This window comes from Streptococcus ferus DSM 20646 (genome assembly GCF_000372425.1).
In the GTDB taxonomy this organism is placed as follows: domain Bacteria; phylum Bacillota; class Bacilli; order Lactobacillales; family Streptococcaceae; genus Streptococcus; species Streptococcus ferus.
The window spans coordinates 24,533-38,751 of the sequence record NZ_AQVD01000001.1; the positions used below are offsets into that span (position 1 = coordinate 24,533).

Annotated in this window: 16 protein-coding genes; 15 read left to right on the forward strand and 1 reads right to left on the reverse strand. The window is 44.7% G+C overall.

All coding sequences use genetic code 11. From position 1 onward, the window contains the following. The first annotated feature begins 26 nt into the window (after positions 1–26). From trpE to trpA, 7 genes are read left to right on the forward strand one after another with little or no spacing between them, the layout of a single operon-like run. Entirely contained in the window at positions 27–1,382 is a 1,356-nt protein-coding gene (trpE, locus tag A3GY_RS0100140; protein ID WP_018029358.1) for an anthranilate synthase component I, read from the forward strand. Beyond that, positions 1,382–1,948, forward strand: coding sequence for an aminodeoxychorismate/anthranilate synthase component II (locus A3GY_RS0100145; RefSeq protein ID WP_018029359.1), 567 nt, complete (start codon positions 1,382–1,384; stop codon positions 1,946–1,948). The genes trpE and A3GY_RS0100145 overlap by 1 nt, the downstream gene beginning before the upstream one ends. Positions 1,949–1,952: 4 nt before the next feature. After that, positions 1,953–2,960, forward strand: coding sequence for an anthranilate phosphoribosyltransferase (gene trpD, locus A3GY_RS0100150; protein ID WP_018029360.1), 1,008 nt, complete (start codon positions 1,953–1,955; stop codon positions 2,958–2,960). Then, on the forward strand, positions 2,953–3,720 hold the full coding sequence (gene trpC / locus A3GY_RS0100155) for an indole-3-glycerol phosphate synthase TrpC (protein WP_018029361.1): 768 nt from the start codon (positions 2,953–2,955) through the stop codon (positions 3,718–3,720). The genes trpD and trpC overlap by 8 nt, the downstream gene beginning before the upstream one ends. Beyond that, on the forward strand, positions 3,707–4,288 hold the full coding sequence (locus tag A3GY_RS0100160) for a phosphoribosylanthranilate isomerase (protein ID WP_018029362.1): 582 nt from the start codon (positions 3,707–3,709) through the stop codon (positions 4,286–4,288). The genes trpC and A3GY_RS0100160 overlap by 14 nt, the downstream gene beginning before the upstream one ends. Next, a complete protein-coding gene (trpB, locus tag A3GY_RS0100165; RefSeq protein ID WP_018029363.1) occupies positions 4,285–5,484 on the forward strand; it encodes a tryptophan synthase subunit beta in 1,200 nt (399 codons plus the stop codon). Before A3GY_RS0100160 ends, trpB begins: the two co-directional genes overlap by 4 nt. 2 nt (positions 5,485–5,486) lie before the next feature. Further along, entirely contained in the window at positions 5,487–6,269 is a 783-nt protein-coding gene (trpA, locus tag A3GY_RS0100170) for a tryptophan synthase subunit alpha (protein WP_026161847.1), read from the forward strand. A 96-nt stretch (positions 6,270–6,365) separates the two neighbouring features. Here trpA and A3GY_RS0100175 read toward each other — a convergent pair whose 3' ends face one another. Next, positions 6,366–7,016, reverse strand: a complete 651-nt coding sequence (locus A3GY_RS0100175; protein WP_018029365.1) for a prepilin peptidase — start codon at positions 7,014–7,016, stop codon at positions 6,366–6,368. A gap of 104 nt (positions 7,017–7,120) precedes the next feature. On the opposite strand from A3GY_RS0100175, the gene dpr reads away from it, so the two are divergent. The 8 genes from dpr (at position 7,121) to A3GY_RS0100215 (ending at position 14,219) form a co-directional block, all read left to right on the forward strand. Further along, positions 7,121–7,648, forward strand: coding sequence for a DNA starvation/stationary phase protection protein (dpr, locus tag A3GY_RS0100180; RefSeq protein WP_018029366.1), 528 nt, complete (start codon positions 7,121–7,123; stop codon positions 7,646–7,648). Between the two features lie 104 nt (positions 7,649–7,752). Next, positions 7,753–7,977: a YqgQ family protein gene (locus A3GY_RS0100185; protein ID WP_026161848.1), complete on the forward strand. Its 225-nt coding sequence runs from the start codon at positions 7,753–7,755 to the stop codon at positions 7,975–7,977. Continuing rightward, on the forward strand, positions 7,952–8,926 hold the full coding sequence (locus A3GY_RS0100190) for an ROK family glucokinase (RefSeq protein WP_018029368.1): 975 nt from the start codon (positions 7,952–7,954) through the stop codon (positions 8,924–8,926). Before A3GY_RS0100185 ends, A3GY_RS0100190 begins: the two co-directional genes overlap by 26 nt. A 9-nt stretch (positions 8,927–8,935) precedes the next feature. Continuing rightward, positions 8,936–9,325 carry a rhodanese-like domain-containing protein gene (locus A3GY_RS0100195; RefSeq protein ID WP_018029369.1) on the forward strand — a complete coding sequence of 130 codons (390 nt, stop codon included), beginning with the start codon at positions 8,936–8,938 and terminating at the stop codon, positions 9,323–9,325. A 187-nt stretch (positions 9,326–9,512) separates the two neighbouring features. Beyond that, the gene (gene typA / locus A3GY_RS0100200; protein WP_018029370.1) at positions 9,513–11,357 is read left to right on the forward strand and encodes a translational GTPase TypA; all 1,845 of its coding nucleotides are present in this window, start codon (positions 9,513–9,515) and stop codon (positions 11,355–11,357) included. 45 nt (positions 11,358–11,402) lie between these two features. Further along, on the forward strand, positions 11,403–11,648 hold the full coding sequence (locus tag A3GY_RS0100205; protein WP_018029371.1) for a DUF3165 family protein: 246 nt from the start codon (positions 11,403–11,405) through the stop codon (positions 11,646–11,648). Positions 11,649–11,788: 140 nt separating this feature from the next. Continuing rightward, positions 11,789–13,153 carry a UDP-N-acetylmuramoyl-L-alanine--D-glutamate ligase gene (gene murD, locus A3GY_RS0100210; RefSeq protein WP_018029372.1) on the forward strand — a complete coding sequence of 455 codons (1,365 nt, stop codon included), beginning with the start codon at positions 11,789–11,791 and terminating at the stop codon, positions 13,151–13,153. After that, positions 13,146–14,219: a UDP-N-acetylglucosamine--N-acetylmuramyl-(pentapeptide) pyrophosphoryl-undecaprenol N-acetylglucosamine transferase gene (locus tag A3GY_RS0100215; protein WP_018029373.1), complete on the forward strand. Its 1,074-nt coding sequence runs from the start codon at positions 13,146–13,148 to the stop codon at positions 14,217–14,219. Before murD ends, A3GY_RS0100215 begins: the two co-directional genes overlap by 8 nt.

Here is a 14,219-nt window from a genome sequence, read left to right on the forward strand (position 1 = left end):
TATGATAAAGAGAGAAAGGAAATCAGATGAGAAAGATCCTTCCAGCAGACATCCTGACCCCGATTTTGGCTTATATGAGAATCAAGGGCAGACATAAAATCATCCTTGAATCAATCCCTAGGGAAAAAGAAAATGCCCGTTTTTCAATCATTGCTTACAACCCTGTCTTTGAAGTTAAATTTGAAAAGGGCAGGCTGACAGAAAATGGCAAAGAAGTGGCAGGTGATCCTTTGGATTACTTAAGCCGTCTGACGCTCAAGAAAAGTCAGGCTTTAGATTTGCCGTTTTCAGGCGGGGCGATTGGCTATCTGGGTTATGACATGATTGCCCTCTATGAGGATATCGGTCAAATTCCCAAAGATACCATCGGAACACCTGATATGCACTTCTTTGTCTATGAATCTTATCTGATTTTTGACCACAAGGAAGAAACGGTCACCATTGTTGAAGATAGCCTTTATAGTGATAGGGGTGAAAGGGCAGAAGAAGCTGCCCTGAAACAGGTTCTAAAGGATTTAAAAGAGCAGTCTCCTCTAGAGTTTAAGGAGAGAAATCTACATTCGCTGACGTTTAAAAACCATCTCTCACAAGACTTTTTTGAGGAGATGGTGGCCAAAGCTAAAGATCTTATCCGTCAGGGAGATATGTTCCAATGTGTCCTCAGTCAGCGTTTCTCGGCAGATCTGACCGGCAGTCCTTTTGACTTTTATCGCAACCTTCGTGTGACCAACCCGTCTAACTACCTTTATTTCTACGATTTTGGAGATTACCAGATTATTGGGGCAAGTCCGGAAAGCCTGGTTTCTGTCAAAAATGGCCTCGTGACCACCAATCCAATCGCGGGTACGCGGCCTCGTGGAAAGGACGACCAAGAAGATAAGGACTTAGCTCAGGATCTTCTTGGTGATGCCAAGGAGGTGGCTGAGCATAGAATGCTCGTTGATCTGGGGCGAAATGATATTGGCAAGATTGCTGATATTGGCAGCGTTCAGGTCAGCAAATACATGGAAGTGGAGCATTTCCGCTATGTCATGCACCTCACGAGTGTGGTCAAAGGAAAACTGCTGGCTGGTCTAACCGCTATGGATGCGTTGAAATCCACCCTTCCGGCTGGGACTGTTTCCGGAGCTCCTAAGATCAGAGCCATGAAGCGCATCTACGAGCTGGAAAAAGAAAAACGGGGCATTTATGCGGGGGCGATTGGCTATTTGTCAGCCAGCGGCAATATGGATTTTGCCATTGCTATCCGCACTATGGTGGTTAAAGATCAGAAAGCCTATGTCCAAGCAGGGGCAGGGATTGTCTATGACAGTATCCCTGAAAATGAATACCAAGAGACCATCAACAAGGCAAAAGCCATGACCCGGATAGGAGAGGTTTGATGATTTTACTAATAGACAATTACGATTCTTTCACCTATAATCTTGCCCAGTACATTGGCAGCTTCGCACCAGTAACGGTTCTCAGAAATGATGCTCCCAATTTATATCAAGAAGCCCTAAGGGCGGAAGGTTTGGTTCTTTCACCGGGACCAGGTTGGCCCGCAGACGCCGGTCAGCTGGAAGAGGTAATTCAGACCTTTGCAGGCCAGAAGCCTATATTAGGCATTTGTCTGGGCCATCAGGGAATTGCCGAGAGTTTTGGCGGTAGGTTAGGCTTAGCTCAGCAGGTCATGCACGGCAAACAGAGTCAGATGACTTTTCAAGAAGACTGTCCTCTTTTTTCAGGGCTGACCAATCCGCTGGATATCATGCGTTACCATTCGATTGTGGTCGAGGACTTGCCAGAGACGTTTAGGGTAACGGCCAGAACCGATGATGATCAAGAAATCATGGCTATCCAGCATGAGACGCTGCCAATCTATGGTCTGCAGTTTCATCCCGAATCAATTGGAACGCCGGATGGTCTTAAAATGATTGAGAATTTTGTCAGACTTGTGAAAGGATAAGATGATGAAAGACATTTTTGAAAAATTATCAGCACAGACGGATTTAACAGAAGAAGAAGTGGCCCAGGTAGCCAGTCAAATTTTTTCAGGCCAGCTGTCAGAAAGTCAGATTGCCGCTTTTCTTCTAGCTCTGAAAATGAAGGGGGAAACCCCCGAAGAAATCTTGGGTTTGGTCAAGATGATTAAGGCCAATGCGCTTGACATTCCAACCAAGTTTGATGATGTCATGGACAATTGTGGCACTGGCGGGGATCAATCCTTTTCATTCAACATTTCAACGACTGCCTGCTTTGTACTGGCAGGAGGAGGTGTTCACTTGGCCAAGCACGGCAACCGCTCAATCTCATCAAAATCTGGTTCAGCTGATGTCTTAGAAGAACTGGGGATTCATCTTGATCTGCCGGCTGAGAAATTGGGGAAAATCTTCGATCAAACAGGCATTGTTTTTCTCTTTGCCCAAAAGATGCACCCAGCCATGCGCTATATTTCACCAGCCCGTCAGGCCTTAGGTGTACCAACCATTATGAATATCACGGGTCCGCTCAGTCACCCCATGTCCTTGAAAACGCAGCTGATGGGGCTCTACCGTCAGGACTTGCAGGAGGACCTAGCTAGGGTTCTTGATCGGCTGGGAAGGCAGCGTGCCTTGATTATCACCGGCCCAGATAATATGGATGAAGCAGCCCTGTATGGGCGCAATCATTATACCCTTCTTGATCATGGCAAGATTAGCCAGGGGAGTTTTCGAGCGGCGGACTTGGGCTTGTCGGAAGTTGGCTTAGAGGAGATTCGCGGTGGAGATGCTCGGGAGAATGCTCAGATTTTGCTTAGTGTACTGAAAAATGTGCCCAGTCCTTATCTTGAAACCACCGTTCTTAATGCAGGTCTAGGCTTTTATGCTAATGGCAAAGCAGCTTCCATAAAAGAGGGAGTTGCTCTGGCACGGCAGGTTATCGCTTCCGGTCAGGCACTGAAAAAATTAGAGGAACTACAGGAGGCCCAGAATGGCTAAACCGTTTTTACCAACAATCTTAGAGGCCAAGGCCAAAGAAGTAGCCGCTTTGGAGATGGAAGAATTAAAACCTCTGCGGTCTACCTATAGGCTCTACGAATTTCTGAAAAATCACCAAAAGCAGCTGCAGGTCATTGCCGAAGTTAAAAAGGCCAGTCCCAGTATGGGGGACATCAATTTGGATATTGATATCTTAGAGCAGGCCAAGCGCTACGAAGAAGCGGGTGCTGCTATGATTTCTGTTTTGACAGACCCACTTTTTTTCAAGGGAGATATTGATTTCCTCGCCAGGATTTCCGACAAAGTGACCATCCCAACTCTGGCAAAAGATTTTATTATTGATGAAAAACAGATTGTCCGCAGCCGAAATGCAGGAGCGACAGTGATTCTTCTGATAGTGGCTGCCTTATCTCCCCAGCGCCTCAAAGAACTCTACGCGTTTGCGACCAGTCTGGGGTTAGAAGTTTTGGTTGAGACGCACAATCTATCGGAACTTGACATTGCCCATCAGATTGGAGCTGAATTGATTGGGGTCAACAACCGCAATCTGGTGACATTTGATGTTGACATCAATACCAGCTTAGAGCTGTCCACACATTTCCGAGATAACAGGATTTACATTTCTGAGTCGGGGCTTTTTACTAAGCAAGATGCGCAGACCGTCAGTCCATATTTTAATGCCATATTGGTTGGAACAGCTTTCATGCAGGCGGCTGATCCTAAAGAGAAGATTGAGGAATTGTCTATTGACAAAAGTTAAAATTTGCGGTTTATCCACACCAGAGTCTGTTCTGGCTGCTGTCAGAAGCAAGGCTGACTACATCGGTTTTGTGTTTGCACCAAGCAGGCGGGAGATCAGCTTCGGGCAGGCGGCTGAGCTTGCTCGGCTTATCCCAGAGGGCATTCAAAAAGTTGGTGTTTTTGTGAGCCCCTCTCTAGAGACAGTTCAGAAGGCGGTTTGCCAGGTGCCCTTAGACTTGGTGCAGATTCATGGAGACTTTGCGGAGGATCTGTTTGAACAACTCCCAGTTCCTGTCATCAAGGCAATTCACATCAAGAACCAGCGTAGCCGGTACTCAAGTAAGGCAGATTTTCTGCTTTTTGACGCTCCCGTAGCAGGCTCAGGCAAAACCTTTGACTGGCAGGCTCTGGATAAGTCCCACATCAGCCAAGACTTCTTTATTGCGGGCGGACTGACGGCAGATAATGTGCTTGCTGCGATTGAAGCGTTTAGTCCTTATGCCGTTGATGTTTCCAGCGGTGTTGAGACAGACGGCCAGAAAGATGTAGCCAAGATTACAACATTTATAGAAAGAGTGAAAGCATGACCTATCATCAACCCAATGACAACGGATTTTATGGCCGTTTTGGAGGGCGTTTTGTGCCAGAGACATTAATGACGGCTGTTTTGGAATTAGACCAGGCCTACCGTGAATGCAAGGCGGACCCCTCTTTTCAGGCGGAATTTAAGCAGCTTTTAAAAACCTATGTGGGTCGTGAAACCCCGCTTTATTTCGCTGAAAATTTAACAGCTTATTGTGGCGGTGCTAAGATTTACCTTAAGCGTGAGGATTTAAACCATACAGGTGCCCACAAAATAAATAACGCTCTGGGCCAGGTTCTTCTTGCCAAACGAATGGGGAAAAAGAGAATCATCGCCGAAACAGGAGCTGGTCAGCACGGGGTTGCCACAGCCACAGCCGCTGCTCTCTTTAATATGGAATGTACCATTTATATGGGAGAAGAAGATGTCAAACGTCAGGCACTCAATGTTTTCCGGATGGAGCTTTTAGGGGCCAAGGTTCATGCGGTGAAAGATGGTTCACGTGTGCTGAAAGACGCAGTCAATGCAGCTTTGCGTGCCTGGGTCGCCCAAGTTGAGGACACGCACTATGTCATGGGGTCAGTCTTGGGACCCGCGCCTTTCCCTGAATTGGTTCGTGATTTTCAGTCGGTGATTGGTCAGGAAGCCAAGGAACAGTTTGCCGCCGTTTCAAATGGTCAACTTCCGGATGCGCTTCTTGCCTGTATCGGCGGCGGATCAAATGCAATGGGTCTCTTTTATCCGTTTGTGGATGATAGTTCTGTGGCTATGTATGGTGTTGAAGCCGCCGGTCTTGGGTTGGATACGGATAAGCATGCGGCAACCTTTGCCAAAGGGAAGCCCGGTGTCCTTCACGGCGCTTTGATGGATGTCCTGCAGGATGACAATGGTCAGATTTTAGAAGCTTTTTCCATATCGGCTGGTCTGGATTATCCTGGAATTGGGCCAGAACACAGCCATTTTAATGAAATGAAACGGGCACACTATGTGAGTGTTACAGACCAAGAAGCCTTAGAGGGCTTCCAGTTACTGTCGCGCTTGGAAGGGATTATCCCAGCATTAGAATCTAGCCACGCGATTGCCTATCTGCCAACTCTGGCCAAAGAGTTGGGCAAAGATAAGTCCATTCTGGTTTGCCTGTCTGGTCGCGGTGACAAGGATGTTGTTCAAGTCAAGGAACGCTTAGAAAGTGAGGGATGAAGATGAATCTCAGTTTAACCCAACATTTAGAGGGGATTAGAGCAAAGGGTCGAGGGATTTTTGTTCCGTACATTATGGCAGGCGATCATGACAAAGGCTTGGATGGTCTTTTTGAAACGATTGACTTTCTAGAAAATCAAGGCGTCTCTGCTATTGAAATAGGGGTTCCTTTTTCCGACCCTGTCGCAGATGGGCCAGTCATAGAAGCCGCCGGGCTGAGAGCTTTGGCAAAAAATGTTTCTTTAAGAGGGATTGTTCAGAAACTGCAAGAAAGAAAAAGTCGAGTCCCTCTCGTTTTAATGACCTATTTTAACCCTGTCTACCAATACGGTTTAGAAGCCTTTGTTCGGGATTTGGAAAACACAACTGTCAAGGGACTGATTATCCCAGATTTGCCTCATGAACATGAGGATTTAGTGAAGCCTTTTCTTAAGGACAGTGACCTGGCTTTGGTACCCCTGGTTAGTTTGACAACGGGTCTTGAGCGCCAGAAAGAACTGGTAAAAGATGCGCAAGGTTTTATCTATGCTGTCGCGGTCAATGGGGTTACCGGTAAGACAGATGCTTATCGTGATGATTTAGACCAACATTTGAAGAACCTCTCTTTCTTTGCACCGATTCCGGTTCTGACTGGCTTTGGTGTGTCTTCCCAAGATGATATTGAGCGTTTCAACAAGGTATCAGATGGGGTTATTGTAGGCTCTAAAATTGTTAAAGCCCTACACCAGGGACAAGCCAGTCAAATTGCGGATTTCATCAAGCAAGGCAGTCAATTCAAGAAATAAAAGCGTTTGGGACTTTTGTCCCAGACGCTTTTATGGATGCATCATCAAATGGTTGGTACAGGAGGGAATTGGAAGTCCTTGTCCCACTCTCTTTTTTTACATCACTAAGAGCAGGCAGCTATAGGCTATGAATAAAAAGGGAACAAAGGGGAGGCGTTTCTCCTTTTGAACTCCCAGTAGGAAGGCTAAAATCCCTAACAAACTGGCAATTTGGACAATCCAGAGAATAGCTTGAAAATCGAGCGCCAAGGCCAGAGTTGCGAGGTAGAGGAAATCACCGCTGCCGATTTTAATATCCTTCAAAGCTGCAAAAATGCCGAAAAGAAAAAGAAGGATACTGAGGAGGTTCAGCGGGAAAACAACCATCAAAAGCAAGGTGAAAATAACCCAGATAACAAAGGGATAGGACTGTTCTCTTAAATCATAAAGCGACAGAAGAATTCCAAACAATAAGAGAAAAATCTGAGAAAAACTCAATAGCTGGAAACAAAAAGCTAGTCCAATCAAACCACAAAGACTTTCTAGAATGAGGTAAGCATAAGAGATTTGACAGCCGCAAAAGCGACAGTGACTCCTGTTGATGAGCTGGGAAAAAACGGGAATTAAATCTCTGGGAGCAAGCCTTGTTCCGCAAGAATCACAGTGGCTTCCTGGAGAGAGGAGGGATTGGTCAGGAAAACGATTGACGACCACCCCCATAAAAGACCCAAAAGAACTAAACAGCATAAAATATAAGATTTCTTTCATACCTATCTATTCGTCAAAAAGAAATCAAATTCTTGCTTTTTATTTGGAATCGTTCTAACATAATAGGTATAAGGAATTATCTTTCATGTTAAGGAGGACTAACCATGTCAACAACAATGACCGAAAATATTTACGCTTCTATTACGCATCAGCTTGAAACCAAGGCTGATATCCCCAATAAAAAAACAAGAGCTGTTTTAAATCAGGCTGTAGCTGATTTATCCAAGGCAGCCTCTATTGTCCATCAAGTACACTGGTATATGCGAGGACCAGGCTTCCTCTACCTTCACCCTAAAATGGATGAACTCATGGATGCGTTAAATGCCCATCTTGATGAGATTAGTGAGCGTTTGATTACGCTTGGAGGCCAGCCTTTTTCAACGCTTAAGGAGTTTGATGCCCATTCAAAACTTGACGAAGAGCCCGGTTCTTTTGATCGCTCAATGGCAGACCATCTATCCCGTCTGGTAGAGGTTTACCAGTACTTGTCAAGTCTTTATCAGGTAGGTTTGGATGTGACCGATGAAGAAGGAGATGCAGTCTCCAATGATATTTTTACGGCAGCCCAGACAGATGCCCAAAAAACAATCTGGATGCTTCAGGCCGAACTCGGCAAGGCTCCCGGAATTTAACAGATAAGCACTCTTTCGGGGTGCTTTTTTTGGCGGGTAAAAGATAGAGCAAACGATTGCATTTTATCTTGAAAAATTCCCCTTTTTTTGGTAGAATTTTGGAGATGAAAACATTATATGATGTGCAGCAACTGCTTAAGTCGTTCGGCATTTATGTTTATTTAGGCAAGCGTCTTTATGACATTGAAATGATGAAAATTGAACTTGAAAGAATCTATGATAATGGTCTCTTGTCTAAAAGTGATTATCTTCAGGCAGAGCTGATTTTACGCAGAGAGCATCGTTTAGAAAAGGAAAAAGCAAATGAGCAAAAAACTCTTGGGAATTGATTTAGGCGGCACCACAGTTAAATTTGGTATCCTGACACTTGAAGGAGAGGTTCAGGAGAAGTGGGCAATCGAGACCAATATTTTGGAAGATGGCAAGCATATTGTTCCTGATATCATTGCGTCTATCAAGCACCGACTAGACTTATACGGTCTAAGTGCTGCTGATTTTTCAGGGATTGGAATGGGGTCGCCGGGAGCTGTTGACCGTAAGCGAAAGACGGTAACAGGCGCCTATAATTTAAATTGGTCTGAAACACAGGCTGTCGGTCAGGCTATCGAAGAAGCTTTAGGAATTCCCTTTGCTATTGATAATGACGCTAATGTCGCTGCTCTTGGTGAGCGCTGGGTTGGCGCAGGCGATAATAATCCTGATGTGGTTTTTGTGACTTTGGGAACTGGTGTCGGTGGCGGTATCATTGCGGCCGGCAACTTGATTCACGGTGTCGGCGGTGCCGGCGGTGAAATTGGCCATATTATTGTTGAACCAGGGGAACAGGGGTTTGAGTGTACTTGTGGCAGCAAGGGCTGTCTTGAAACCGTCGCTTCTGCAACCGGAGTGGTTCGTGTTGCGCGTCTGATGGCAGAGACCTATGAAGGAGATTCACCGATTAAACTGGCTATTGATAATGGTGACAGTGTCACGAGTAAAGACATTTTTCAAGCGGCTGAAGGCGGCGACTCCTTTGCCAATACTATCGTGGATAAGGTTTCTTTCTATCTGGGCTTGGCAACTGCCAATATCAGTAATATTCTGAATCCAGATTCTGTTATTATTGGTGGCGGAGTCTCTGCAGCAGGCGAATTTTTACGTTCACGCATCCAAGCTTATTTTGATCAGTTTACCTTCCCGCAGGTTCGCCAAACAACACAACTAAAAATTGCCGAGCTCGGAAATGATGCAGGCATTATCGGGGCGGCTAGTCTTGCCCGTCAATTTATTGCAGAATAAAGGAGAATTATGTCACCTATAACGATTATTTTATGGCTTATTTTATTGGGGATGATTGCTTGGTTGGTTTGGAACTACGTTAGCGTTCGGCGCTCAGCGAAGTTTATCTCTAATGCTGAATTTGAAGGAAAGATTCACGGAAGTCAGCTGGTTGATTTGCGTACGCCGGCAGAATTTCGCCGTAAGCATATTTTAGGAGCCCGCAATTTGCAGATTGGTCAGTTTAAAGAAACCTTGGGAGCTCTCAGAAAAGACAAACCAGTCTTGCTCTATGACAATACACGCGGTCAGGCTGTTGCCCGTGCTGTCTCCATTCTTAAAAAAGCAGGTTACAAGGATATTTACGTCCTAAAAGATGGGCTGGATTACTGGAATGGAAAAACCAAAGAGCAGTCTTAAAAGTATTTGGGACTTTTGTCCCAAATACTTTTTATTTATGCAACATTGATGGTTGATGCAGTGCTTTCTAGCAAGTCCTTGTTCCACCCTCTTTTTTATTGAAAACACTTACTTATCATTCAAGTCTGCTTTTTAAATCATTTTATGGTATAATTCATTAGTTAAAATAATTATATATTGAGGAATCATGACGACATTAAGAGAAGATATTAGAAATGTGGCAATCATTGCCCACGTTGACCATGGAAAAACAACCCTTGTTGATGAATTGCTGAAGCAGTCTCATACGCTTGATGCGCGTAAGGAACTGGAAGAGCGCGCAATGGACTCCAACGATCTTGAAAAAGAACGCGGCATTACCATTTTGGCTAAGAATACAGCAGTCGCCTATAATGGAACCCGTATTAACATCATGGATACGCCTGGACACGCGGATTTTGGCGGAGAAGTTGAGCGGATTATGAAGATGGTTGACGGTGTTGTGCTTGTTGTTGATGCTTATGAGGGCACCATGCCGCAAACCCGATTTGTTTTGAAAAAGGCGCTGGAACAAGACTTAACACCTATTGTCGTTGTCAATAAGATTGACAAACCATCAGCACGTCCTGAAGAAGTCGTTGATGAGGTTTTGGAGCTTTTTATTGAACTGGGAGCTGATGATGATCAGCTAGAGTTTCCGGTAGTTTATGCGTCCGCCATCAACGGAACCTCATCTTTGTCTGATAATCCTGCAGATCAGGAGCATACCATGGCACCTGTTTTTGACACGATTATCGACCATATTCCGGCACCGGAAGACAATTCAGATGAGCCGCTTCAGTTTCAGGTGTCTCTGCTTGATTACAATGACTTTGTCGGCCGTATTGGAATCGGCCGTGTTTTCCGTGGAACTGTTAAAGTTGGAGATCAAGTCACCCTGTCTAAACTCGATGGAACAACAAAGAATTTCCGTGTGACAAAACTCTTTGGCTTCTTTGGTCTTGAGCGAAAAGAAATTGAAGAAGCTAAGGCGGGTGATTTGATTGCTGTATCTGGTATGGAGGACATCTTTGTCGGTGAAACCATTACACCGACAGATGCTGTTGAACCGCTCCCTGTTCTCCATATTGATGAGCCAACCCTGCAGATGACTTTCTTGGTGAATAATTCACCTTTTGCCGGTCGTGAAGGGAAATGGGTGACCTCTCGCAAGGTTGAAGAACGCCTCTTGGCTGAACTCCAGACCGATGTCTCTTTACGGGTAGAACCGACGGACTCACCAGATAAGTGGACAGTTTCAGGCCGTGGAGAGCTCCACTTGTCGATTCTGATTGAAACAATGCGCCGTGAAGGCTACGAGCTTCAAGTTTCACGTCCGGAAGTTATCATCAAAGAGATTGATGGCGTGAAGATGGAACCATTTGAGCGGGTGCAAATTGATACACCAGAGGAGTATCAAGGCTCTGTCATCCAATCCTTGTCCGAGCGTAAAGGCGATATGCTTGATATGCAGGCAACTGGCAATGGACAGACCCGTCTGGTCTTTCTCGTTCCGGCCCGCGGTTTGATTGGATATTCCACCGAATTTCTGTCAATGACGCGTGGTTATGGTATTATGAACCATACGTTTGACCAATATTTGCCACTTGTTCCAGGAGAAATTGGGGGTCGCCATCGAGGAGCCTTGGTATCTATTGACTCAGGTAAAGCGACGACTTATTCCATTATGTCTATTGAAGAGCGGGGAACCATCTTTGTCAACCCTGGGACAGAAGTTTATGAGGGGATGATTATTGGTGAGAATTCCCGGGACAATGATTTAACGGTCAATATCACCAAGGCGAAACAAATGACCAATGTCCGTTCAGCAACTAAAGACCAGACAGCGGTTATTAAGACGCCGCGTATTCTAACTTTGGAGGAGTCTTTGGAGTTTCTTAATGATGATGAATATATGGAAGTAACACCAGAGTCCATCCGTCTGCGTAAGCAAATTTTAGATAAGAACTTACGTGCCAAAGCTGCCAAAAAGAAAAAATCATCCGAAGAATAGTCTTTAGAACGATTTCAATCGTATTTTACCGAGAAAGGAGTCCAAATGTTTTATCTCATTATTGCCATTTTACTGGTTTTGTACTACGTTTTTGTGGCTCCTAAGACGGTGAAAAATACCATGAACATGATTTCCTTGGTGGCTATTGTGGCCTTTCTGCTTGTTTTGGCTGGTATGACCTTCATTAAAATCCTTCAGTCACCTCCTGAAATTTTTGTGGGACTGGGCATGATAGTTGTCGGTTACTATGCCTTGCGAGATGTCATGCGGTTGTCAAAAAAATCACGATAAGAGCTGTTTGCTGCAAAAGCAAGCAGTTTTTTAGTTCATTCCCATCATTTTCTAGTCAAAGCTTCTGCTCTTAAATCTTGAAAAAGTATCTGATTAAAGGTAAAATATTAGGGAATGCAATGTATAGAAAGATAGGAAGCATGAAAAAAATATCCCAATTTGAAAATCAAAAAGTTTTAGTTTTGGGTCTGGCTCGCTCTGGTGAAGCTGCGGCGCGACTTCTGGCAAAACTGGGGGCTATTGTTACGGTCAATGATGGCAAACCTTTTGATGAGAATCCCGCAGCACAGAGCCTTTTAGAAGAGGGGATCAAAGTCATCTGCGGCAGCCACCCCTTGGAACTTTTAGATGAAGCATTTGCTTACATGGTTAAGAATCCTGGAATTCCCTATGCTAATCCTATGATTGAAAAAGCATTGGCAAAAGGGATACCTGTGATCACCGAAGTGGAATTAGCCTATCTGATTTCAGACGCACCGATTATTGGGATTACCGGTTCAAATGGCAAAACAACCACAACAACCATGATTGCAGATGTTTTGAATCAAGGAGGCCAGTCGGCCCACTTGTCTGGAAATATTGGTTTTCCAGCTTCTGAAGTGGCTCAAAGTGTTTCTGACCAAGACACGCTGGTCATGGAACTGTCTTCTTTTCAGCTGATGGGAGTTGAGTCTTTCAAGCCCCATATAGCTGTTATCACAAATCTGATGCCGACACATCTTGATTATCATGGCTCTTTTGAAGATTATGTGGCTGCTAAATGGACAATCCAAAACCATATGACAGCTGAAGATTTCTTGGTGCTTAATTTTAATCAGGAACTGGCCAAGGAGCTTGCCCAAAAAACACAGGCCAGTCTGGTGCCTTTTTCCAGCCAGGAAAAAGTGGATGGTGCTTATTTAGAGGCAGGAGTGCTCTATTTTAGAGGTGAGGCCATTATGGAAGCCGTTGACTTGGGTGTTCCAGGCAGCCATAATATCGAAAATGCTTTAGCTGCAATAGCAGTGGCCAAATTATCAGGTGTTGATAATGCCTCTATCCGAGAAACCCTCAGTCAGTTTGGCGGGGTAAAGCACCGCTTGCAGAAGCTTGGTAGCATTGATGGTGTTCAGTTTTACAATGACAGCAAATCAACTAATATTTTAGCAACTCAAAAAGCCCTGTCTGGCTTTGATAATTCACGGGTCATCTTAATTGCTGGCGGCTTGGATCGTGGCAATGAATTTGATGAGCTCGTTCCTGATATTGCTGGGCTAAAAGCTATGGTTCTCCTAGGGGAATCAGCTCCTCGCCTGAAAAGGGCTGCTGATAAAGCAAAGGTACCCTATATTGAAGCCAAAGATGTTGCTCAGGCTGCCCAATTGGCTTTTGCGAACGCAAGTTCGGGTGATGTCGTCCTCCTGAGCCCTGCCAATGCAAGTTGGGATATGTATAAAAATTTTGAAATCCGCGGGGATGAATTTATTGCCAGCTATGAAAGCCTTAAAGGTGGCGAGCATGGCTAAAAAAAAGATTGTTTTCACTGGCGGCGGAACAGTAGGTCATGTTACCCTTAATTTATTACTAATCCCTCGCTTTTTGAAAGATGGCTGGGAAGTTCATTACATTGGCGATAAAAACGGTATTGAACATACTGAAATCAAGAAGTCTGGCTTAGAAGTAACCTTCCACGGAGTTGCAACAGGAAAGCTGCGGCGCTATTTCTCTTTTCAAAATATGCTCGACTTGTTCAAAGTTGCTTTTGGCTTGCTTCAGTCTCTGCTTATTTTGCTGAAACTCCGTCCTCAGGTTCTTTTTTCAAAAGGAGGATTCGTTTCTGTTCCACCCGTCATGGCTGCAAGGATTTTAGGTATTCCCGTTTTCGTGCATGAATCAGATTTATCAATGGGATTGGCCAATCGCATCGCTTATAAGTTTGCCACAATGATGTACACGACCTTCGAACAGTCATCTGAGCTTAGGAAAATCAAGCATATCGGAGCAGTTACTAAGGTCACCCAAGGAGCTAACAACCAAAATCCAGACCTGAAAGAGATTGAAGGTCATTTTGACCCTCAGTTAAAGACTCTGCTTTTTATTGGCGGCTCTGGCGGTGCTAAAGTTTTTAATGAATTTATTAGTCAGACTCCAGAATTGGTTGAAACTTATAATGTCATTAACATTACAGGGGATAAAACCCTCAATCAGCTGACGGATCGCCTCTACCGGGTGGATTATGTGACCGACCTTTACCAGCCTTTGATGGACTTGGCAGATGTAGTTGTTACCAGAGGCGGATCAAATACGCTGTTCGAACTGGTCGCTTTGCAGAAACTCCATCTTATTATTCCATTGGGGAAAGAGGCGAGTCGCGGAGATCAGCTTGAAAATGCAGCTTATTTTGTCAAAAAAGGTTATGCTCAGGAATTGTTCGAGTCAGATTTTAATTTTGACCGCTTTCAATCTAAACTCACAGAATTATTAGAAAATCAATCTCGCTATCAAGGAGCAATGAAAGCATCCAACGAAATCAAGTCTCCGGACGAATTTTACAGGGTCTTGATAGATGACATTGCCGCTCAAAAAGGATAA

What these genes read in the sequence shown, in the direction of transcription:
- trpE (WP_018029358.1), top strand. Translation starts at nt 27, where the DNA reads ATGAGAAAGATCCTTCCAGCAGACATCCTGACCCCGATTTTGGCTTAT.
- A3GY_RS0100145 (WP_018029359.1), top strand. Translation starts at nt 1,382, where the DNA reads ATGATTTTACTAATAGACAATTACGATTCTTTCACCTATAATCTTGCC.
- trpD (WP_018029360.1), top strand. Translation starts at nt 1,953, where the DNA reads ATGAAAGACATTTTTGAAAAATTATCAGCACAGACGGATTTAACAGAA.
- trpC (WP_018029361.1), top strand. Translation starts at nt 2,953, where the DNA reads ATGGCTAAACCGTTTTTACCAACAATCTTAGAGGCCAAGGCCAAAGAA.
- trpB (WP_018029363.1), top strand. Translation starts at nt 4,285, where the DNA reads ATGACCTATCATCAACCCAATGACAACGGATTTTATGGCCGTTTTGGA.
- trpA (WP_026161847.1), top strand. Translation starts at nt 5,487, where the DNA reads ATGAATCTCAGTTTAACCCAACATTTAGAGGGGATTAGAGCAAAGGGT.
- A3GY_RS0100175 (WP_018029365.1), bottom strand. Translation starts at nt 7,016, where the DNA reads ATGAAAGAAATCTTATATTTTATGCTGTTTAGTTCTTTTGGGTCTTTT.
- dpr (WP_018029366.1), top strand. Translation starts at nt 7,121, where the DNA reads ATGTCAACAACAATGACCGAAAATATTTACGCTTCTATTACGCATCAG.
- A3GY_RS0100185 (WP_026161848.1), top strand. Translation starts at nt 7,753, where the DNA reads ATGAAAACATTATATGATGTGCAGCAACTGCTTAAGTCGTTCGGCATT.
- A3GY_RS0100190 (WP_018029368.1), top strand. Translation starts at nt 7,952, where the DNA reads ATGAGCAAAAAACTCTTGGGAATTGATTTAGGCGGCACCACAGTTAAA.
- A3GY_RS0100195 (WP_018029369.1), top strand. Translation starts at nt 8,936, where the DNA reads ATGTCACCTATAACGATTATTTTATGGCTTATTTTATTGGGGATGATT.
- typA (WP_018029370.1), top strand. Translation starts at nt 9,513, where the DNA reads ATGACGACATTAAGAGAAGATATTAGAAATGTGGCAATCATTGCCCAC.
- A3GY_RS0100205 (WP_018029371.1), top strand. Translation starts at nt 11,403, where the DNA reads ATGTTTTATCTCATTATTGCCATTTTACTGGTTTTGTACTACGTTTTT.
- murD (WP_018029372.1), top strand. Translation starts at nt 11,789, where the DNA reads ATGAAAAAAATATCCCAATTTGAAAATCAAAAAGTTTTAGTTTTGGGT.
- A3GY_RS0100215 (WP_018029373.1), top strand. Translation starts at nt 13,146, where the DNA reads ATGGCTAAAAAAAAGATTGTTTTCACTGGCGGCGGAACAGTAGGTCAT.